The 22,009-nt window shown below is 58.8% G+C and carries 12 protein-coding genes; 5 read left to right on the top strand and 7 right to left on the bottom strand.

Annotated elements, in window-relative coordinates; genetic code table 11:
- The first annotated feature begins 276 nt into the window (after positions 1 to 276).
- From aceE to msrA, 5 genes are all read left to right on the top strand, one after another.
- The gene (aceE, locus tag ACA053_RS02270) at positions 277 to 2,922 is read left to right on the top strand and encodes a pyruvate dehydrogenase (acetyl-transferring), homodimeric type (RefSeq protein WP_109627652.1); all 2,646 of its coding nucleotides are present in this window, start codon (positions 277 to 279) and stop codon (positions 2,920 to 2,922) included.
- 11 nt (positions 2,923 to 2,933) lie between these two features.
- A complete protein-coding gene (aceF, locus tag ACA053_RS02265; RefSeq protein ID WP_497394450.1) occupies positions 2,934 to 4,889 on the top strand; it encodes a dihydrolipoyllysine-residue acetyltransferase in 1,956 nt (651 codons plus the stop codon).
- A gap of 269 nt (positions 4,890 to 5,158) precedes the next feature.
- Positions 5,159 to 6,553: an alkaline phosphatase D family protein gene (locus ACA053_RS02260; RefSeq protein ID WP_497394449.1), complete on the top strand. Its 1,395-nt coding sequence runs from the start codon at positions 5,159 to 5,161 to the stop codon at positions 6,551 to 6,553.
- 191 nt (positions 6,554 to 6,744) lie between these two features.
- The gene (locus ACA053_RS02255) at positions 6,745 to 9,438 is read left to right on the top strand and encodes a putative bifunctional diguanylate cyclase/phosphodiesterase (RefSeq protein ID WP_497394448.1); all 2,694 of its coding nucleotides are present in this window, start codon (positions 6,745 to 6,747) and stop codon (positions 9,436 to 9,438) included.
- 214 nt (positions 9,439 to 9,652) lie between these two features.
- A complete protein-coding gene (msrA, locus tag ACA053_RS02250) occupies positions 9,653 to 10,300 on the top strand; it encodes a peptide-methionine (S)-S-oxide reductase MsrA (RefSeq protein ID WP_497396114.1) in 648 nt (215 codons plus the stop codon).
- A gap of 148 nt (positions 10,301 to 10,448) precedes the next feature.
- Here the strand turns inward: msrA and ACA053_RS02245 are convergent, their stop codons facing one another.
- The 7 genes from ACA053_RS02245 to putP form a co-directional block, all read right to left on the bottom strand.
- Entirely contained in the window at positions 10,449 to 11,288 is an 840-nt protein-coding gene (locus ACA053_RS02245) for a 23S rRNA (adenine(2030)-N(6))-methyltransferase RlmJ (RefSeq protein ID WP_497394447.1), read from the bottom strand.
- A gap of 258 nt (positions 11,289 to 11,546) precedes the next feature.
- The gene (locus ACA053_RS02240; RefSeq protein ID WP_497394446.1) at positions 11,547 to 11,870 is read right to left on the bottom strand and encodes a hypothetical protein; all 324 of its coding nucleotides are present in this window, start codon (positions 11,868 to 11,870) and stop codon (positions 11,547 to 11,549) included.
- 355 nt (positions 11,871 to 12,225) lie between these two features.
- A complete protein-coding gene (locus ACA053_RS02235) occupies positions 12,226 to 12,636 on the bottom strand; it encodes a hypothetical protein (protein ID WP_403103123.1) in 411 nt (136 codons plus the stop codon).
- 7 nt (positions 12,637 to 12,643) lie between these two features.
- Positions 12,644 to 17,404, bottom strand: a complete 4,761-nt coding sequence (locus ACA053_RS02230) for an RHS repeat-associated core domain-containing protein (RefSeq protein WP_497394445.1) — start codon at positions 17,402 to 17,404, stop codon at positions 12,644 to 12,646.
- Positions 17,404 to 18,141, bottom strand: a complete 738-nt coding sequence (locus tag ACA053_RS02225; RefSeq protein ID WP_497394444.1) for a DUF4123 domain-containing protein — start codon at positions 18,139 to 18,141, stop codon at positions 17,404 to 17,406. The genes ACA053_RS02230 and ACA053_RS02225 overlap by 1 nt, the downstream gene beginning before the upstream one ends.
- Positions 18,131 to 20,149, bottom strand: a complete 2,019-nt coding sequence (locus tag ACA053_RS02220) for a type VI secretion system Vgr family protein (RefSeq protein WP_497394443.1) — start codon at positions 20,147 to 20,149, stop codon at positions 18,131 to 18,133. The genes ACA053_RS02225 and ACA053_RS02220 overlap by 11 nt, the downstream gene beginning before the upstream one ends.
- A gap of 365 nt (positions 20,150 to 20,514) precedes the next feature.
- Entirely contained in the window at positions 20,515 to 21,999 is a 1,485-nt protein-coding gene (gene putP / locus ACA053_RS02215; RefSeq protein ID WP_497315115.1) for a sodium/proline symporter PutP, read from the bottom strand.
- Between the last annotated feature and the right edge of the window lie 10 nt (positions 22,000 to 22,009).

Below are 22,009 nucleotides of genomic sequence, written 5' to 3'. Positions count from 1 at the left end.
TTGGCAGACAGCATCAAGCTTTCACCTTTTTCGGTTGGCAAAAGACCAACCTTAACGATTATTCTCACAACGCAGCCGGAGGCCACAAGCCGCTCATCTGTAGTTTTACTACTCGTATATACATCCAGATAGCTGAAATGCCCGATGATTTGTAGTAAAACTACACGCCGCCGGAACCTACCACTCGGCAATCCAAGAATTTATATCGTCTGCCCACAAGGCCAGTCGCAAACTCAGGCAACCGATTCTGGAAGCCTTTCCGCCCTGGAGCAAGCCATGCAAGACCTCGATCCCGTCGAAACCCAGGAATGGCTGGACGCCCTGGAATCGGTTCTCGACAAAGAAGGCGAAGACCGCGCTCACTATCTGATGACCCGTATGGGTGAACTCGCAACCCGTAGCGGTTCGCAGTTGCCTTACGCCATCACCACGCCATACCGCAACACCATTCCCGTAACCCACGAAGCACGCATGCCTGGCGACCTGTTCATGGAACGCCGCATTCGCTCGTTGGTGCGCTGGAACGCGATGGCCATGGTGATGCGTACGAACCTGAAAGATTCTGACCTGGGCGGTCACATCTCCAGCTTCGCCTCCAGCGCCACCCTGTATGACATCGGCTTCAACTATTTCTTCCAGGCCCCGACCGACGAACACGGCGGCGACCTGATCTACTTCCAGGGCCACACCTCGCCAGGCGTTTATGCCCGCGCGTTCATGGAAGGCCGCATCACCGAAGACCAGATGAACAACTTCCGCCAGGAAGTCGACGGTCAGGGCCTCTCGTCCTATCCGCACCCTTGGCTGATGCCTGATTTCTGGCAGTTCCCGACCGTATCCATGGGTCTGGGCCCGATCCAGGCGATCTACCAGGCACGCTTCATGAAGTACCTGGAAGCCCGTGGCTTCATCCCTGAAGGCAAGCAGAAAGTCTGGTGCTTCCTGGGCGACGGCGAGTGCGACGAGCCGGAATCCCTGGGCGCGATCTCGCTGGCTGGCCGCGAGAAGCTCGACAACCTGATCTTCGTCATCAACTGCAACCTGCAGCGCCTCGACGGCCCGGTTCGCGGCAATGGCAAGATCATCCAGGAACTCGAAGGCGTGTTCCGCGGTGCTCAGTGGAACGTGACCAAAGTCATCTGGGGCCGTTTCTGGGACCCACTGCTGGCCAAAGACGTCGACGGTATCCTGCAACGTCGCATGGACGAAGTCATCGACGGCGAGTACCAGAACTACAAAGCCAAAGACGGCGCGTTCGTGCGTGAACACTTCTTCAACTCGCCAGAACTCAAGGCGATGGTTGCTGATCTGTCCGACGACGAGATCTGGAAACTCAACCGTGGCGGCCACGACCCGTACAAGGTCTACGCGGCGTACCACGAAGCGGTCAACCACAAAGAACAACCGACCGTCATCCTGGCCAAGACCATCAAGGGTTATGGCACCGGTGCCGGCGAAGCGAAGAACACCGCGCACAACACCAAGAAGGTTGATGTTGAAAGCCTGAAGCTGTTCCGCGACCGTTTCGATATTCCTGTACGCGACGAAGAGCTGGAAAACCTGCCGTTCTTCAAGCCAGAACCAAACAGCGCCGAAGCCCGCTACCTGAGCGAGCGCCGCACTGCACTGGGCGGTTTCGTGCCACAGCGCCGCGCGCAAAGTTTCAGCGTGCCGACTCCGTCCCTCGATACCCTCAAGGCCATTCTTGATGGTTCGGGCGACCGTGAAATCTCCACCACCATGGCCTTCGTGCGGATCCTCGCGCAGCTGGTCAAGGACAAGGAAATCGGCCCGCGCATCGTTCCGATCATCCCGGACGAAGCCCGTACTTTCGGTATGGAAGGCATGTTCCGCCAGTTGGGCATCTACTCGTCCGTCGGCCAGCTCTACGAGCCAGTCGATAAAGACCAGGTGATGTTCTACAAGGAAGACAAGAAGGGCCAGATCCTCGAAGAAGGCATCAACGAAGCGGGCGCCATGAGCTCCTTCATCGCTGCCGGTACTTCGTACTCCAGCCACAACCAGCCAATGCTGCCGTTCTACATCTTCTACTCGATGTTCGGCTTCCAGCGTATCGGCGACCTGGCCTGGGCTGCCGGCGACAGCCGTACCCGTGGCTTCCTGATCGGCGGCACCGCAGGCCGGACCACGCTGAACGGCGAAGGCCTGCAACACGAAGACGGTCACAGCCACATCCTGGCTGGTACCATCCCGAACTGCCGCACCTTTGATCCAACCTACGGCTACGAGCTGGCGGTGATCATTCAGGACGGCATGAAGAAGATGACCGAAGAACAGCAGGACATCTTCTATTACATCACCGTGATGAACGAGTCCTATCAGCAGCCAGCCATGCCGGCCGGTGTCGAGGAAGGCATCGTCAAGGGCATGTACCTGCTCGAGGAAGACACCCGCGAAGCGGCGCACCACGTACAGCTGATGGGCTCCGGCACCATCCTGCGTGAAGTCCGTGAAGCGGCGAAGATTCTGCGTGAAGAGTTCAACGTTGCCGCCGACGTCTGGAGCGTTACCAGCTTCAACGAACTGCGTCGCGATGGCCTGGCCGTCGAGCGCACCAACCGTCTGCACCCGGGCCAGAAGCCTAAACTGAGCTATGTCGAAGAGTGCCTGAACGGCCGTAAAGGTCCGGTCATCGCGTCTACCGACTACATGAAGCTGTTCGCTGAGCAAATTCGTCAGTGGGTCCCGTCCAAGGAATTCAAAGTCCTGGGCACCGACGGTTTCGGCCGCAGTGACAGCCGCAAGAAGCTGCGTCACTTCTTCGAAGTCGACCGTCATTTCGTGGTGTTGGCAGCCCTGGAAGCCTTGGCTGACCGTGGTGATATCGAACCTAAGGTGGTGTCTGAAGCCATCGCCAAGTTCGGGATCAACCCGGAAAAACGCAACCCACTGGACTGCTGAGGAGACACTCTGTGAGCGAACTCATTCGCGTACCTGACATCGGCAGCGGTGAAGGTGAAGTAATTGAACTGTTTGTGAAGGTCGGCGACCGTATCGAAGCCGAACAGAGCATCCTGACGCTGGAATCGGACAAGGCGAGCATGGAAGTCCCTGCTCCCAAGGCCGGCATCGTCAAAAACCTGAAAGTGAAGCTGGGCGATCGCCTGAAAGAAGGCGACGAACTGCTGGAGCTGGAAGTCGAAGGAGCCGCTGATGCGGCCCCTGCGGCTGCACCGGCTGCCAAAGCTGAAGAGAAACCGGCTGCCGCTCCTGCCGCCGCTGCTCCAGCGCCAGCCGCCGCACCTGCTGCCGCTTCGGTTCAGCAAGTGCACGTGCCGGATATCGGTTCGGCGGGCAAGGCCCAGATCATCGAGATCCAGGTCAAGGTCGGCGACACCGTCGAAGCTGATCAGTCGCTGATCACCCTGGAATCCGACAAGGCGAGCATGGAAATCCCATCGCCTGCCGCTGGCGTGGTCAAGGCCATCAGCGTCAAGCTCAACGACGAAGTCGGCACCGGCGACCTGATTCTGGACCTGGAAGTGGCGGGTGCTGCGGCCCCTGCTGCGGCCGCGCCAGCTCAAGCCGCTGCGCCTGTTGCTGCTCCGGCACCTGCCGCTGCAGCCCCGGCTGCACCGGTTGCCGACAGTGTTCAAGACATTCATGTCCCGGACATCGGTTCGTCGGGCAAGGCCAAGATCATCGAAGTGCTGGTCAAGGCAGGCGACACCGTCACTGCCGACCAGTCGCTGATCACCCTGGAATCCGACAAGGCGAGCATGGAAATTCCATCGCCTGCCGCTGGCGTGGTGGAAAGCGTTTCCATCAAGCTGGATGACGAAGTCGGTACCGGCGACCTGATCCTGAAGCTGAAAGTCAAAGGGGCTGCTCCGGCCGCTGCTCCAGCTCCAGCCGCTGCTGCTGCACCGAGCGCTCCTGCTCCGGCCGCCGCGGCGCCTGCTGCTCCGGCACCTGCCGCACCTGCCGCTGCACCGGCCAAGCCGGGCGCCAAGGTTCACGCTGGCCCGGCTGTACGCCAACTGGCTCGCGAGTTCGGCGTCGAGCTGAACGCCGTCGGCGCCAGTGGCCCGCACGGTCGCATCCTGAAAGAAGACGTGCAGGTTTACGTCAAAGCCATGATGCAGAAGGCCAAGGAAGCACCGGCCGCTGCTGCAGGCGCAACCGGTGGCGCGGGCATTCCGCCGATTCCGGTCGTGGACTTCAGCCGCTTCGGTGAAACCGAAGAAGTGCCGATGACCCGCCTGATGCAGATCGGCGCGTCGAGCCTGCACCGCAGCTGGCTGAACATCCCGCACGTGACTCAGTTCGATTCGGCTGATATCACCGACCTGGAAGCGTTCCGTGTTGCTCAGAAAGCCGTTGCAGAGAAGGCTGGCGTCAAGCTGACCATCCTGCCGCTGCTGCTCAAGTCCTGCGCGCACCTGCTCAAGGAACTGCCGGACTTCAACAGTTCGCTGGCACCAAGCGGCAAGGCGATCATTCGCAAGAAGTACGTGAACATCGGCTTCGCCGTCGACACCCCTGAAGGCCTGCTGGTACCGGTCATCAAGAACGTCGACCAGAAGAGCCTGTTGCAACTGGCAGCCGAAGCCGCTGCGCTGGCCGCCAAGGCCCGCGACAAGAAGCTCACCGCTGACGACATGCAAGGCGCCTGCTTCACCATTTCCAGCCTCGGCCACATTGGCGGCACCGGCTTCACGCCGATCGTCAACGCGCCGGAAGTGGCGATCCTCGGTGTTTCCAAGGCAACCATCCAGCCAGTCTGGGATGGCAAAGCCTTCCAGCCGAAACTGATGCTGCCGCTGTCGCTGTCCTACGATCACCGCGTGATCAACGGCGCCGCTGCTGCACGCTTCACCCAGCGTCTGAGCAGCCTGCTGGCGGACATCCGCACCATCTTGCTGTAACACCGGCCGGCCCTCCTTCACCGGAGGGCCTGTCGCGTTCCTCGTTTTCCGAGCGCCACGCTCGTACCTCAACCCCGCCAATTTGGCGGGGCTTTTTTTGCCTTGAATAAAGTAATTTCCTACAGTCGTGGCTTACATCACCCACAACTCACGGCGACTTTCGCTCGATATTTTTTGCTATTTAATAACTAGGCTTAGTTCGACGGAGTTTTCTTATACACACTGAAAACCTCATTGCTTAGTTAGCGTTATTTCGAACGGATTCGAACATGTTTAAACCGACTGTCGGCCCTATTATTGGCCACACTACAACTAACCACGTACGTATTTTCCTGCGCGGCGAACTTCAAGAAAATTCATTGGTATTTGCCGGCGTTCGTTATCGGCACATTGGAGAAGAGCGTTGGTCGCAAGGCGTCTTTACCAAACTGTCTATCTTGCGTGACATGTCCGATGTGATTGCACTGAAAAACCTCGCCACCGACACCGTGTACGAATACCAGGCCGGATGGTTCAGTCCCATGAGCCCGGTGCATACCGTGGAAACCGTCCAGGAACTGCCGCTGCAATGGCCACGAGAGACTTATCGCTTTCGCACCCGGTCCAGCAAAGCCGGCATTGCGCGAGCGTACATTGTCGGTTCATGCCGCTATCTGCGCCTGACAGCGGGTGTGGCCATCGCCCCCCAGGCCGGCGACCGGATTTTTGCCGCGATCACCGAACTCGCGCAGCGGGCGGAACCACCCATCAGCGCGATGCTGATGACGGGCGATCAAATCTACGTGGATGACTTGAACGTCATTGCGCCCGACCGGGAATACAAGGAAATACTCAGCAAGTATCGCGCGGCCTTTTCTCAGCCGAATATCACCAGATTAATGTCCAATATTTCGACTTATATGATCCTCGACGACCATGAAATAGAAGACAACTGGCCTGCCAACGAGAGCAAGGCCGATGCTTATTTATATAAGAACGCCATGGCAGCCTATGAGATATATCAGGCCAGCCACAGCCCGGCGCATACCTTATTAGCCAATGGCCAATTAAGCCCAAAGCTTGAACGGTATTGGTATCAGTTCGCCGAGGGCGATATTGAATGGTTTGTCACCGACAGCCGGACCCGTCGCAATCTGTCGCCCGATGATCGACGCATCCTCGACGAAGATCAGGAACAGGCGCTGTGTAAATGGCTGATCCACAGCCCGGCCCGGGTCAAGTTCGTGGTCACCAGCGTGATGTTCTACCCCGACCGCAAACTCAACGGGGATGACGCCTGGAAAGCCTTCCCGGAACAACGCCTACGGCTGCTGGAGACGATTCGTACGCATCGCATCAAGAATGTCATCTTCGTTTCCGGCGATGTCCACGGCTCTCTGACCAGCCGACTGACCCACAGCGAGGATCCGGACTTTGAAGTACACACCATCGTGTCGTCACCCCTGTGCAACAGCAAACTGCTGCCGTATGCCTCCGCATCCACCTTCATTCTCGATCAGGCACTGGCACGAACCGCTGCGGGAGACTATCGACATGAATTGACCAGCGAGGTGGTCAGCGAAGACAACTTCGCCCATCTGGTGGTGGATCGGGAGCAGATTCAGGTCAATTACCACGACCGCAATGGAAAGCGCCTGCAATCGATCAGCATCCCGTTGCGCTAAGGCACTGAGGCCAAATGCATTAGTTTTCGGCTCTTGCTGGAGAAATCTTCGCCCCTGCCGACATATTCTTATAGCACTTGGCCTTCATGTCTCTTGTCAGTCAGTGTCGCAATGATGCAACCTTGCCGCAGGCAACAGTAAAGAGGGCGAGAGCCCGGCGCGATCAGCACATTCGAAGCGAGTTTCCCTCAATGAAAAGCCAACCCGATGCCGCCAGCCGTATGGTGGCCGAGGTAGTGACGCAATTGCCTGTGCCCTCGCGGCTCGGCATGCTGCGTTTCGAACGGCTGAATGAAGCTAGCTGGGCACTGCTGTTTCTCGATCCCAATTGCGAACGACAGTTTGGTCTGCCGGCCGTGGAGCTTTGTGCCCTGGTCGACTCACCTTACGCCAGCCTGATGGAGCCCGAAGCGCGCTATCAGCTGCACGACGCGATTCAGCAGCAACTCAGCGACGGCCCGCATTACCTGATCCGCTACAAGCTGCACACCGCCAAGGGCTCCCTGAGCCTGCTCGAGCTCGGCGAAGCCTACCGCCAACACAATCGACACCTGCTGCGCGGCTACCTGATGGTCGTGGACGGCTTGTTCGAGGGTGAACCGCTGCTGCCGTCGCTGGACCTGGAAACGCAGAACTCGCGCCTGCAAATCGCCTTGGAGCTCAATCAGCGCGCCCAGCTGGAACAACTGCAGCACCTGGACCGGGTGCGCGCCCAGCAAGACTTGATTCTGCTGCTGACCCGCCAGCGCTACAGCACCAACAATTCCCTGCAAGAAGCCGCCGAACTGATCACCCGTAGCGCGTGCGATATCTACGAAATCGATTGCGCCAGCCTGTGGAACCTCGAAGGCTCGCTGCTGGTGCCGATCTCGGCCTATCACCGCGCCTCCGGGGATTACCAACTGCCGGACCCGATCGACGTCAGCGGCTTCCCCGATTACCTCGACGCCTTGCACAGCAGCCGCGCCATCGACGCCCACAACGCCATGCGCGACCCACGCACCCGGGAAATGGCCGAGAGCCTGCGCCCGCGCGATGTGAACGCGATGCTCGACGCCAGTATTCGTGTCGACGGCCAGGTGGTCGGCGTGCTGTGCCTGGAACAGACCGGCGCGACTCGCGCCTGGCAGTCGGATGAAATCGCCTTCGCTGGCGAGTTGGCCGATCAGTTCGCTCAGGTCATCAACAATCACAACCGCCGCACCGCCACCAGTGCCCTGCATTTGTTCCAGCGTGCGGTAGAGCAAAGCGCCAACGCCTTTTTGCTGGTCAATTGCGATGGCGTGGTGGAATACGTCAACCCGAGCTTCACGGCGATCACCCAGTACACCACCGAAGAAGTCCACGGCCAGCGCCTGTCGGAACTGCCGGCACTGGAAAATCTCAGCGAGCTGCTGTTCGACGCGCCCTCGGCGCTGGCCAAGAGCAACAGTTGGCAGGGCGAGTTCAAGAGCCGCCGTAAAAACCTCGAACCCTACTGGGGCCAGTTGTCGATTTCCAAGGTCTACGGCGACAACCGTGAGCTGACGCATTACATCGGCATCTACGAAGACATCACCCAGACCAAGCTCGCCCAGCAGCGCATCGAGCGCCTGGCCTACACCGACAACCTGACCAACCTCGGCAACCGCCCGGCGTTCATCCGCAACCTCGACGAGCGCTTCGCCCGAGACAGCGATACGCCGATCAGCCTGTTGCTGGTGGACATCGACAACTTCAAACGCATCAACGACAGCCTCGGCCACCAGACCGGCGACAAACTGCTGATCAGCCTGGCCCGGCGCCTGCGCAACAGCCTGAGCCCGAGCGGCAGCCTGGCGCGGTTCGCCAGTAACGAATTCGCCGTATTGCTGGACAACACCGACCTCGCAATGGGCCAGCACGTCGCCAACCAATTGCTGGCGACCCTCGACAAGCCAATGTTCGTCGACAACCAGTTGATCAGCGTCACCGGCTCCGTGGGCCTGGCCTGCGCGCCGCTGCACGGTCGCGATCCACAGACCCTGATGCGCAACGCCGGCCTGGCGCTGCACAAGGCCAAGGCCAACGGCAAACACCAGGTCCAGGTGTTCACCGAAGCGCTGAACGCCGAGGCCAGTTACAAGCTGTTCGTCGAGAACAACCTGCGCCGCGCCCTGACCCAGAACGAGCTGGACGTGTTCTACCAGCCCAAGCTGTGCCTGCGCAGCGGTCGCCTGCTGGGCATGGAAGCGCTGCTGCGCTGGAACCATCCGGAAAAAGGCATGATCCGCCCGGACCAGTTCATCAGCGTCGCCGAAGAAACCGGCTTGATCATCCCCATCGGCAAATGGATCGCCCGCCAGGCCTGCCGCATGAGCAAAGACCTGACCGCCGCCGGCCTGGGCAATCTTCAAGTGGCGATCAACTTGTCGCCCAAGCAGTTCTCTGACCCGGACCTGGTGGCCTCCATCGCCAACATCCTCAAGGAAGAAGCACTGCCGGGGAACCTGCTGGAGCTGGAGCTGACCGAAGGCCTGTTGCTGGAAGCCACCGAAGACACCCACTTGCAGCTCGACCAGCTCAAGCGCCTGGGCCTGACCCTGGCCATGGACGACTTCGGCACCGGTTATTCGTCGCTCAGTTACCTGAAAAAATTCCCGATCGACATCATCAAGATCGATCGCAGCTTCATCCACGAAATCCCGGACAACCAGGACGACATGGAAATCACCTCCGCAGTGATCGCCATGGCCCACAACCTGAAACTCAAGGTCGTGGCGGAAGGCATCGAGACGGCCGAGCAATTGGCGTTCCTGCGTCGTCACCGCTGCGACGTCGGCCAGGGTTACCTGTTCGACCGGCCAATCCCCGGCGCCGAGCTGATCGAAAAGCTCAAGCGCTACCCGCGCGGCCCGATCGTCTGACATAACACCGCAAATCCCTGTGGAACACCCCCAACCCCTGTGGGAGCGAGCTTGCTCGCGATGGCGGCGTGTCAGTCAGCATCCATGTCACTGATCCACCGCTATCGCGAGCAAGCTCGCTCCCACAGGGGCACACGGGTAGTGCGTAACCGGCCGGCATTGGGCAAACTGCGTGTCTGACAATTCACATTCAACCTGACTGAGGGGACTGATGATGGTCTTGCGCTCGGAAATACTGGTGAACAAAAACGTGCTCCCTACCAAAGAACAAGCTCTGCCTGGCCGCGAAACCCCAATGAACCTCCCGGAAAAACACTTCGTGCACGACGCCCCGCTGCTGGGCCCGTTTGCGATGGACGTGGATTTCGCGATCTTCGGCCTGGGCTGCTTCTGGGGTGCGGAACGCAAGTTCTGGCAACGTGAAGGCGTGGTCAGCACGGTAGTGGGTTACGCCGGCGGTTTTACGCCGAACCCGACATACGAAGAAGTCTGCTCGGGCCTGACCGGCCACAGCGAAGTGGTGCTGGTGGTCTACGAACCGGCAAAAGTCAGCTACGAAGAGCTGCTGAAAATGTTCTGGGAATTGCACAACCCGACCCAAGGCATGCGCCAGGGCAACGACATCGGCACGCAGTATCGCTCGGTGATCTACGCGACCAACCCGACGCAACTGGCCGCCGCCAAGCACAGCAAGGACGTGTTCCAGGCCGAGTTGACCAAGGCCGGGAAAGGCGAAATCACCACTGAAATCGACGAAGCGCCGACGGTCTACTTCGCCGAGGCGTATCACCAGCAGTACCTGGCGAAGAACCCTGAAGGGTATTGCGGGATTGGCGGTACAGGCGTGACCTGCCCGATCTGATCTTTCAGGCCCTAAAAGCATCGCGGGCAAGCCCGCTCCCACAGGATCCATGTCTCACCACACTCTTGTGATCGACATGAAACCCCGTGGGAGCGGGCTTGCCCGCGAAGGCGTCCGATCAGACGCCATCAATCCATCTGATCAGCCATCAACTCTCAGCAATCAACCAATCCATCTGCCACCCACCTTGGGTCTGCCCAAGCTTCTTCGACAACCACGGCAGCAACTCACGCAATTCCTCTTCCAGCCCCCACGGCGGATTCGCAATCGCCAACCCAGACCCGTTCAGACTGTTCGGCGTATCCAGCGGATGCACCAGCAACTCCACGCGCAACAACTTCGGCGCGCCCGTGCCCGCTAGATCCTGATAAAAACGACGCAACATGCGCTGGTCCTTCACCGGGTACCAGATCGCCGCCACGGTTTGGCGCATCCGGCCAATCGCCTCTTTCAGCGACGCCGCACACCGCTGCATCTCATCGAGCTGCTCAAACGGTGGATCAATCAACATCACCGCCCGCTTCTCCTGCACCGGCAACATCGCCCGCGGCACATGCCAGCCTTCGCCCAGATGCACCTTCACCCGACGGTCGCCGGCCATGTTGTCCTTGAGCAACACGCCATCCTCGGGGTGCTTCTCGTTGAGCATCACCCGATCCTGCGGCCGCGTCAGACGCCGCGCCAACTCAGGCGAACCCGGGTAATAGCGCAACTGACCATCCGGGTTCATGTCGTGCAGCACCTTCATGTAATCGGCGGTCAGGTCCGGCAGATCCGGCTGATCCCACAACCGCGCGATGCCTTCCAGGTACTCACCGGTACGGCTCGCCTGATCGCCCTGCAAGTCATACAGACCAATGCCGGCGTGAGTGTCGAGATAGGCAAACGGCTGCTCCTTGCGCGACATCAGGGCGATGAGGCGGGTCAAAGTCAGGTGTTTGAACACATCGGCGTGATTGCCGGCATGGAAGGCGTGACGATAATTCATGATTGCTCCTGCGAAGGCCGGGAAGTTTACCTTGTACGGCGCCGAACGTCAGGGCTTCGCAGCTGAGCGGCCAATCACCGCCACGCAATCTTATGCCAACACAAAAACCTGTGGCGAGGGAGCTTGCTCCCGCTGGGCTGCGTAGCAGCCCCAAACCCAGCACCACAGGGTTGTCAGACACACCGCAGCGCGTGGTTTGGCGACTGCTCCCGCAGCCAAACGGGGGCAAGCCCCCTCGCCACAAAAGCCATCCAGCCCTTATTCCGAAGGCCGAGCCCGCAACCGCCGCCCAATCACATCCAGCACATCACACCCATCCCGCAACGGAATGGCACACAGCAACGCAAAATCACTAAGAATGAACGACTCACACTCAACCGAACCGCGCATCGAAAGGTTCTCAAGCACCTGGGTCACGGCGCGAATTCGATAGTTAGCAGCGTCGTATAAAACATCGAGCGGCGCGTGGGTATCGACGAACAGCGTGGGCATGTCAGTGCAGTTGCTGGTGAGGGCCATGAAGCGGTTGTCGGGGTGGGGGATTGGTTTTTCGTAGGGTGGATCGGGGTGAAGATTTTTCATAATTGAAACCTCTGGTAGTAATGGGCGCTACCATCGGCCTTCCTACAGGCTTGGGTGGCAGCTATACGCGGGGTAGGAATATCGAGACCAGAGAACTCGACCACACCGAAGCGTGCCCGCGCACAGCCGCCGCAACTGATCTTACGGACGCATGTTGATGGCCGCAATTCAGGTGTCGACGCCAAAGCGTCCTCTCTAGTCTTAAAGGGTTCCTACACCCCGCCACTGAGTTTTCAGTGACCACCAGAGATTATCGATTGAGAACATTTCACACCAGTTCATGGAAACCGCCGCGACATGAAGGAAACTTCCGACGACCTTGCCCAGAAATTTCGCTCTGGTTCAGAGCCCTCATCTACCAAGTGGATTGATCTTCAAGACCCGCTTTGTGAAGATCATCTTTCCACTCCACAGTTGCCAATCGAAAAATATCTTCGAAAAAAGCTCTGGTGTTCTCCATCTCATCCCAACCACAAGGGAAAGACGAATATTCTTCAGGGTCATACGCCAGCAGCGACTGAAAATCATAATCTTTATCCTGAAGAGCTTCCTCCAAGCTTTTATAAATAAAAAATTTGTGCCGGTATGACTTTCTTGTAGGCAAGCAGTATTTAAGTATTATCTCTTCTCTATCAGCCGGGTCATTAGGATCAAGTTTTTCAAGAGCCTCCCCTAGCGTTTCTTCACGATCATAAATATCAACTCCCCCCAAAAAAAATGCGGGGGTCGGAAGGTATGGTTGCCCATCATCTGGATCAATAAACATTTCTCACCTATTTAATTGGATATAGCGTAAACGGCACGCCAGTTACAGGATCGAACTTCATTTCAAATCCATCCATTTGAATCAATTTCGGATTTTTTTCCGACTTTGGATTAGGTATATAACCCTCTCCCGCGCCAGGGAGTCTCATCCTCACAATATCGGCCTTCTGGGAATCTTTTCCCGTAAAACGTGTTAGCCCTTGCTCCGTCCGTGTTGTTCCGAGGTTGTAGGCTTTGAGCATGATTTCCCAACTGTGAAATCTGGAGCTGGAATTACCTTTCTTATTCCGAGGTGTCTTACCCGTAATAGGGTTCGTACCATCAATTGCCCTTTGAATATGAGCCGCACGAGGAACTTCAGGGTCATGTTTTCCAACCATATGCATGCCTTGACTATCGTTCAATCTTTTAACTTCTTTCTTGGCAAGCTCCGCAGCAGTCAGTTTAAGCTTCGGTAACTCAGGCTCACCCTCATCAACCTTAACCCCAGTCGTATCATCCGGCGCCCCACACCCAGGCTTACCCGACTGCGGACAATTCCCGCTCAACCCCAACGGATCAACCCATCCCGTCGGATTCAGCGCGTACCGGTACTGGTTCAGCCCACCCGCCAACTTCACCGGGTCCGGCGTCAGGTACCGTCCAACCTCCGGATCATAGTACCGATGCCGGTTGTAGTGCAGGCCGCTCTCGGCATCAAAGTACTGCCCCTGAAACCGCAACGGTTGCTCTAGGTGCTCACCCCCGCCCAACGCTAGGCGCGTGACCTTGCCGTAGGCGTTGTACTTCGCAGACCAGACGATCTCGCCACCAAAATCGGTCAGTTCCTGCGGCGTGCCGAGGTGGTCGAGTTGGTAGTAGAACGGGCAAGCCTTGCGTGGGCCTTTGCCGTCGAGCATGGCCAGGGGGCGGAAGCTGCCGGGTTCGTAGAGGTAGCTGCGGTAGTGTTCGCGGCTGCTTTCGGCGATGAGGTTGTCGCCTTGCCAGAAGAACTCGGTGGTTTTGCCGTCGACGGTTTTGGCGATGCGGCGGCCGAAGGCGTCGTAGCGGTAACTGGTGCAGTGGCCGTTCGGCATAGTGACGCCGACCAATCGGTGCTGGCAGTCGTAGCGGTATTCGGTGACGAGTTTTTGCGCGGTGCCGCGGCGTTCACGAATCAAATTGCCGAAGGCGTCGTAGTCGTAATGCCGGTCGCCCTGCATGAGCAGGCGATTGCCTTTAACGGTCGCCAAACCGGGTCGGTCCTGCATCAGCAGGTTGCCGGCGGGGTCGTGGGCGAAGGTTTCCGGTGGGTCGTCGCGGGTGTGGCGCACGCGGGTCAGGCGGTTGAGCGGGTCGTAGTAATAGTTGCGTTGGCCGTGGCGAGTGTCGGTGATGCTGTCGAGATTGCCGTTGGCGCTGTAGGCATAATCCCGGCGATACAACGGTTGTTGCTGATGGCTGACAGCGTGGGATTTCAGTCGGCCCTGATCGTCGTAGGCAAAGTCGCTGAGCAGTTGGCCTTGCTGGCGTTGCTGTTCGCGGCCGTAGGTAAATTGGTGGCTGGTGAGCCGCGCGCCATTGAGGTCGATGGCGGTCAGCGCGCCGCCCTTGGCGTGGTGGTAATCGAGTTTGCTGCCGTCCGGCAGGCGCAGGCGGTTGAGCTGGCCGCAGGCGTCGTAGGAATAGCGCAACGTGCCCCAGCCCTGATGCTCCGTGATCAACCGATCTCGTTGGTCGTACTCGAATTCCAGCGGATGGTCGTGGCCGTCATCGACGCCGACCAGTCGGCCGAGGCTGTCGTAGCGGTATTCGACCTTGATGCCGTCGGGCAGTGTTTTGCCCAGCAACCGCCCTGCCGAGTCTCGTTCATAAGCGGTGACGAGTTGCGAGCCATCGTCTCCAAACTCGGTTTTTTCCAGCAGGTGGCCGTTGAGGTCGTAGGCGTACGCCGTGCGTTGGCCGTCGAAACCGGTTTCCTGTCGGATCAATCCGCCAGGTGTGTAGTCCAGCTGATATTTTTCGCCAGATTCGTTTTCGATCTCGGTAAGAAGCAGTTGCGCGTTGTCGTAGCGATACTTGAGCTGGGTACCATCGGCATTGAGGCGGCGGCTGACCAGGTGCAGACCGTCGACGTATTCGTAGCAAGTGACCCGGCCCAGTTCATCGCGTTCGGCGGTGATCTTGCCGTAGGCGTTGTAGCTGAAAGCACGGCTGGCACCGGTAGGCAGCGTCGTCTGGATCAGCCGGCCAACGGCATCCCATTGCGACTTCGTGACCGCGCCATGTTCGTCCTGCCGGGTAATCTGCCGCCCCAGCGCATCGTAAGAAAACCGCCGCTGACCACCGCCCGGCAACGTCTCTTCGACCAATTGCCCCAGGCCATTCCAGACGAACACATGCCGACTGGTGTCCGGGTAGCGGATCGACAGCAGCTGACCTTTTTCGTTGTAGTGATAGTGGGTGACGTGGCCGTCGGGGTCGGTCGCTTCGGTGATGTCGCCCTGTGTATTACGCTGATATTTCCACACCGCTTTGCCGCGATAGCGCGCGTGCAGGAAACCGTTGCGGTACTCGTAGGACGTCGGCTCGTCTTCCGGCGGAATCAGCGCCACGAGGCGTCCGACTTCGTCGTAGCGGTACTCGGTGACGGCGCCGAGCGGGTCCTGCTCGGCAATCAAACGCCCCTGGTCGTCGTAAGCCTTTAGGTGTTCGCCGCCGTCCAGCTCGACCTTGCGCACCAGCCGCGCCCGCTCGTCGTGGACGTAAACCTCTTCGCTGCCATCAATGTTGTGGACGGTGACGCTGCCCTCGTCATCCCAGGCATACCGCGCATCCATCTGCGCAAACGACGCCCAGTGGCGGATGCATCTGGCGGCCTTGCCGGACCTTTCCCACTCCCAGAAGAAACTCGCCCCACCGGCCAGTTGCCGCTGGAGAATGACGTGCTGATCGTCGTAATCGTAGCGCTCGCTTTCATCGGCGGCGTTGGTGGCTTCGATGAGTCGATTGCGTTCGTCGTAGCGGTAACCGACCAGTGTTTGCTCGGTCTTCCAGGCTTCATCGAGGGTTTGGGCCGGGACAAAAACCTGATAGTCGACGGCGACCAGATGGCTGCGCTCATAACGCAGCAGCAAGGCGCGGCCGGCACCGTTGTCGAGGCGCTGGATGCGGTCATGGCGGTCGCGGGTGATGCGTAGACGGTTATCGTATCCGTCGCTGATCGCTGTCAGAAAACCATTATGGAAATGGAAGAAACGTGCCTCGTCGCCGGCCTGGGCGAGGATCAACTCTTCGGGTTCACTGCCGAGGTAAATCGCAGCGCGCGAGAGGCTGTTGTGGATTGCCGGGCGTGCGCTGCTCGGCAGCGGGAACGTGGTGCGTCGGTTTTCGTGGTCGATCCAGATGACCGTTTCGCCGTCGATTTCCAGCCGATGGGATAACGAATGGCTCCAGCCAAATCCGAGGCCGACATCGATCTCGGCGGCGCTGGTGCGGTAGAGCCGGGTGAAGTCGAACGGCAGGATGCCGTCCAGCGAACCGTCGGTGAGGGTCAGCAGTTCTTCGCCGGTGACCATCGAGACCGGGCATTTGTTGGTGGCGGTTTTATCGACGGAATCGGCGCTGTCGCCGTTGGGGTTTTTCGCTTGATCCGGGGCGTTGTCGTGGGGTTCGTTTTGCTTGAGGGTGGTGTTGCGCTTGGCATCCCAGCGCAGTTGCATGCGACCTTTTTTCAGGCCTGCCGCTACACCGCGTGCGGCCACTTTTTTGTAGCGGTCAACGTAGGTAAGGAAGCTGTTAATGATGTTGAAGATGGCTTTGACGAAGCCCACAACAGCGTCGACGATTCGGGCGCCGTAGTTGGCAAGGCGCATCCCCAAATAGGCAACGCCTGCGCCTGCGCCCGCAAAAGTCAGAACAAGCCCGATAAGAATATCGATGAGCAGTTGCACCACCACGGTTGAAAACGCTTCGGCAGTTTTGCCGGCGATTTCGCTGGGGGGCAGCATCTCCAACCAAAGGCTGGCCGTGCGCAGCAACAAACAGAGGGCCGCTTCATCGCTGACCAGCAGCTGGACCTTTTCCATCGTTGCCGGAAATTTTTCTGCCAGGTCGGCCAGTTGGGCAGCACCACTTCCCAGGCGGTCAACGAACTTTAGGGGATCCTGAAGAATGTCCGAGAGCAGGCTGATGCTGTCCCACACACCGACAATCGCAGCCCAACTTCCCGCGAGCATTCCATTACCCGCAGCTGCAAAAGCCGACTGCGACCACTGCGGTTTGAAGCCTTCCCACTCTTTGCGCAGCCAGCTCTCCAGCTCTTTGGTCAGGCCATCGTAAGAGGAGAACAGATCCTCAATTTGATCCGATGAAACTTCACTCTGGACATGAATGCGATAGAACTTGCCGGCTGTGCCGTTGAACTGTCCTTTACCGTTTTCATCGAGCGTGACTGACTTGCTCTCTCCGCCATCGCTGGCAATAACATCGACCGAAATATTCCCCAATGGAATGTCATAAACCGATTCAAACTTACTCTCGATCTCCAGAATTCCGTTCGCTGGACATCGCGCCAAACCCGAGAAAAAATCATCGTCGCGACTACTCACCGCTGTCGTCGAATCGCCAAGCCTTATCTGCCGCTCCATGCCCATCAGCGAAGGCATGTCCATCGCCCGGCTGACCTTGTCCGCATTTCGGCTCAAGAATTCGCCAAGCTGCTCGCGATACAAAACCAACGTGTCTTTAAAACCGTCGAGCTCCTGCTCGATCCGTACGATCTGATCCATCAGTTCAGCTCCGCCATCAGGTAATCCACCAAGTCATGTTTCGGTGCTTGAGGGAGGTCCGGCGCCTGCAGAAAGATCGCGACTTTGTGCCGCAATACTGGCTCCGAGAACGCCTCAAAGAGATCAGGACGGTCCTCGCTCAACCACTTGATCAAGTTGTTGATGCGCGTTGTCGCGGATTCGGTGGCGAGGTCTTCGAGCAGCGACTGGGACACTTCCCACCACGGAAAAACCCTGGAGGTTTTCAATGCACTGCCGCCGATATCGAGCGGCTGTCCATTGATCAAACAGCGGTCAATCACCGGCATTAATTGCGTAGGGTTAACGTCGGCCGACTGAAGAATCGGCAACACATAACGCCCATCCCAGAACCGGAAAAACACCGTATTACCGTTGGGCAAAAGCACTTGAGTGAGGCTGCGCAGATGCTCCACCAGCGCTTCTTGAGGCGCAGAAGAAACCGCCAGCCAACCCCAGTCACAAGACTCGCTCGTGGCGACCCACTCCAGAAACTCACTGCCAGCGGCGACGATTCCGACATAGGGCATCACGGGTTCCCACTCGGCATACGCGGTGTCCGCCCAGATAGGGCTCGGCGCTTGTGCCGTCGTTGAGCGTTGCCAGGCGTTGAACGGCTGCGCAGCACTGGCGTTGCCGAAAATCGCAAACAACTGCTCGGCAGGTTTGAGCGGCTGGCGTTCCAGCCAGGCGTGGGGCGACAAGCAATCAGGCTGCACAGACACCCTCCTTGCAGCGCTCGCATTCTTCGCAGAACGGCGCGTCGCTTTGCAGGCTCATAATCTGTGCGGCACTCAGCAAGGCAGCCGGGGCGGCAACGAGTTTCAACGGCGTATTCGGCGACACGGGCGCGGCCGCCATCGGCGGCATCAGTGCGCCGCCGACCTGAATCGGCACACTGCTGAAAATCCCGCCGGGACCGATGTTGATCCACTGTCCGCCCGCCTGAATCGTCGCGCTGGCGCCGCCATCGATCACCACTTGCTGACCGGCGCTGACGTGGAATTGCTGGCTGGCATTGAGCGCCTGGCTGGTCACGCGAATGTGCCGGTCGCCGATCACCACCAAGTGATCGTCGAGCTTCACTTCGGCCTGACGCTGGCCGTGGGTGATGCGCTGCTCGTCGGCCTTCAGCTCATGACGAGCCGTACCCGTGACGACAATGCTGCGCTGGTTATCGACCTGCACCTGCTGATCATTCAACACATGCTGAGTCCAGTTTCGCTGGGCACGCAGGTAGATTTCCTCGGCGCCTTTGCGATCCTCGATGCGCAATTCGTTGTAACCGCCGCCGCCCGGACTACTTTGGCTGCGGAAAATACTGCGGGTCTTGTCGGCGGGCAGATCCAGTGGCACCGGTGTTGCGGCGTTGGGCAGGCAACCCATTACCAGCGGTTTGTCGGCATCGGCGTCGATGAAACCCACCAGCACTTCCATGCCGACTCGCGGGATCAGCACGCTGCCGTAATGGTCGTGGGCCCAACCGGTAGCCACGCGCAGCCAGCAACTGGAATGTTCGTTGAGCTGACCGTCGCGGTCCCAGGCGAGCTGGACCTTTACCCGGCCGAACTCGTCGCAATGGATTTCGCTGTCGACCGGACCGGTGACCACGGCAGGTTGGTAACCGAGCATCCGTGGTTTTTCCGGCCCCAGGGATGGACGAAACGAAACATCCCACGGTGTCGCCAGAAAGGTATTGCGATAACCCTGGAAATCATCCGGGTCGTCGCTGGTGGCGGACTCTTCCAGCACTTGCGGCTGTCGGCCACGGTGTTCGATGCCGGTGATCAGCCACAGATCGTTCCACGCCTGACGCGGATGCTCGGCAAGGTGCAGGAAATGTCCGCTGACCAAGGCAGAGTCGTCGCCGCGACCTTCGGCCTGGCGGAAGTCCGCGTTGTGGCGCTCCAAGGCTCGTTGCGTCAGTTGTTTGCCGTATTCGCGATCGGTGAATTGGCCGGGAAAGTGGTAATCCTCCAGCACCGGGCGCTGTTCGCTGTCGACGCGATTTTCAAGTTGCAGATACGGCTTCTGGAAGTCGTAATCGCGACGGGTGACCGCCGTGGTACGAGTCTCCAGACGTACGTTGAAACGCTTGATGGCTGGCGCATCCGCCGCCATGCCGCTGCCCGGCAGGTAAAGGGTCGGCTCGGGCAGGCGCGGGAAAACAGTCTGGTCATCACCGAACACCAGCAGATGCCCGTCGGCGCTGTGCTGGAAGTGGTAATGAATGCCGATCTCGGCACACAGGCGCTGGATAAATGCGAGGTCGCTTTCGGCGTACTGCACGCAGTACTCGCGAGGCGCGTAGTCGCTGCCGAGTTGAAATTCGAACGCATCGCGCTGGATGCCATGGTCTTTGAGGACCTGCGCGATGATCGCCGGCACGCTTTTGTGCTGGAAGATCCGCTGGTTGATGCGCTGACCGAGGTAGGCCAATCGCGGTACGAGACTGATCTGATAGCCGGTCAGACGTTTCCCGGAGTCGCTTTGACCGACGCGAAAGATCTGACCGTGTATGCCGGAGCCTTGTGCATCGAAACTCAGAAAGGCCTGACGATGCAGCAGGTTTTCGAGCTCGATGTCCGACCGGTCGCTGACCAGTTCCAGGTCAAAGCGGTAGGGTTGGCTGATGGCTTCCGTGCCCGTGAACTCAAGCACCTTGAGCTCAATCTGGACGCCGTCGATCGTCAACGTGAAACGCGGTTGATTGGCAGGAGCGAACATCCGATGTGTCTCTGCAGAATGAAGGCGGGCGATTCTGCATGAGCAACAAGGGGTGTTGAGGGAGGGACAGGAAAATCAGATTTGGCCTACGTTTTTAGAGATTTGTCCTTCAAGAATCAGTGTGTTTGGCTACAGACATCTCCCTCAAAACCACCCCTAACCACTGTGGGAGCGAGCTTGCTCGCGATAGCGTCCGGTCAGTCGACATCAATCTTGAATGATCAACCGCTATCGCGAGCAAGCTCGCTCCCACAAGGATCTTCAACATCTCGGGATTTGCGTAGGCAAAAAAAAACGGCCCGCCTCCAAATGGAAGCGGGCCGTCTTCATGTTCGGCGAAAGGTCAGAGCATCAGCTCTTCCCGATCACTTGTTCAGGCGGAAATCTGCCTCGGCAGCGGCGAAGCGCTGAAGCATGCCCTGAGTCGGGGCGCCCAGTTTGCTGACGATGTAGATCGCCAGGCTGGCGAAGATGAAACCAGGGATGATTTCGTACAGGCCCAGCAGCTCGAAGTGTTTCCACACGATCACGGTGATCGCGCCGACCAGGATGCCGGCCAGTGCGCCATTGCGGGTCATGTCTTTCCAGATCACGGAGATCAGGACAACCGGACCGAATGCAGCACCGAAACCGGCCCAGGCGTAGCTGACCAGACCCAGTACGCGGTTTTCCGGGTTAGCGGCCAACGCGATGGCGATCAAGGCAACCAGCAGCACCATGGCGCGGCCGACCCAGACCAGTTCCACCTGGGAAGCGGTTTTACGCAGGAAGGTTTTGTAGAAGTCTTCGGTCAGGGCGCTCGAGCACACCAGCAACTGGCAGCTCAGGGTGCTCATGACGGCAGCCAGAATGGCCGACAGCAGTACACCGGCAACCCAAGGATTGAACAGGATTTTCGCCAACTCGATGAACACACGCTCTGGGTTTTCGGTCACAGGACCGGCCAGTTCAGGGTGCGCCGAGAAGTACGCGATACCAAAGAAACCTACCGCAACAGTGCCGCCCAGGCAAAGGATCATCCAGGCCATGGAGATGCGGCGAGCGTTGGCGATCGACTTGACCGAATCCGCCGCCATGAAACGCGCGAGGATGTGCGGCTGGCCGAAGTAGCCCAGGCCCCAGCCCATCAGCGAGATGATGCCAATGAAGGTGGTGTTTTTCAGCATGTCGAAGTTGCTTGGATCTTGCGCTTCGATGGCCAGGAACGTGGTGTCGACGCCGCCGGTGGCTAGCAGCACGATGATCGGCGTCAGCAACAGGGCGAAGATCATCAGCGTGGCTTGTACGGTGTCAGTCCAGCTCACTGCCAGGAAACCGCCGACGAAGGTGTAGGCAATCGTCGCCGCAGCACCGGCCCACAGCGCTGTCTCGTAGGACATGCCGAAGGTGCTTTCGAACAGACGGGCGCCGGCCACGATGCCGGAAGCGCAGTAAATGGTGAAGAACACCAGGATCACGACGGCAGAGATGATCCGCAGCAGACCGCTTTTGTCTTCAAAACGGCTGGAGAAGTAATCCGGCAGGGTCAATGCATCGCCGTTGTGCTCGGTTTGCACACGCAGACGACCAGCGACAAACAGCCAGTTCAGGTAAGCACCGATGATCAGGCCGATGGCGATCCAGCTTTCGGACAGACCGGACATGTAGATGGCGCCCGGCAGGCCCATCAACAACCAGCCGCTCATGTCGGAGGCGCCGGCGGACAATGCAGTCACGACGCTGCCCAGGCTGCGACCGCCCAGAATGTAGTCAGAAAGGTTGTTGGTGGAGCGATAGGCCATGAAGCCGATCAGCACCATTGCTGCGATGTAGATCACGAACGTGATCAGAGTTGGATTGCTAACGCTCATTAAGTTTCGC

Source organism: Pseudomonas sp. LBUM1672 (assembly GCF_059695655.1).
This window is presented reverse-complemented; position numbering and strand designations above follow the sequence as displayed.

Bases quoted from the DNA above. Each gene is read 5' to 3' on its own strand.
- aceE (WP_109627652.1), top strand. From the start codon at position 277: ATGCAAGACCTCGATCCCGTCGAAACCCAGGAATGGCTGGACGCCCTG.
- ACA053_RS02260 (WP_497394449.1), top strand. From the start codon at position 5,159: ATGTTTAAACCGACTGTCGGCCCTATTATTGGCCACACTACAACTAAC.
- ACA053_RS02255 (WP_497394448.1), top strand. From the start codon at position 6,745: ATGAAAAGCCAACCCGATGCCGCCAGCCGTATGGTGGCCGAGGTAGTG.
- msrA (WP_497396114.1), top strand. From the start codon at position 9,653: ATGGTCTTGCGCTCGGAAATACTGGTGAACAAAAACGTGCTCCCTACC.
- ACA053_RS02245 (WP_497394447.1), bottom strand. From the start codon at position 11,288: ATGAATTATCGTCACGCCTTCCATGCCGGCAATCACGCCGATGTGTTC.
- ACA053_RS02240 (WP_497394446.1), bottom strand. From the start codon at position 11,870: ATGAAAAATCTTCACCCCGATCCACCCTACGAAAAACCAATCCCCCAC.
- ACA053_RS02235 (WP_403103123.1), bottom strand. From the start codon at position 12,636: ATGTTTATTGATCCAGATGATGGGCAACCATACCTTCCGACCCCCGCA.
- ACA053_RS02230 (WP_497394445.1), bottom strand. From the start codon at position 17,404: ATGGATCAGATCGTACGGATCGAGCAGGAGCTCGACGGTTTTAAAGAC.
- ACA053_RS02220 (WP_497394443.1), bottom strand. From the start codon at position 20,149: ATGTTCGCTCCTGCCAATCAACCGCGTTTCACGTTGACGATCGACGGC.
- putP (WP_497315115.1), bottom strand. From the start codon at position 21,999: ATGAGCGTTAGCAATCCAACTCTGATCACGTTCGTGATCTACATCGCA.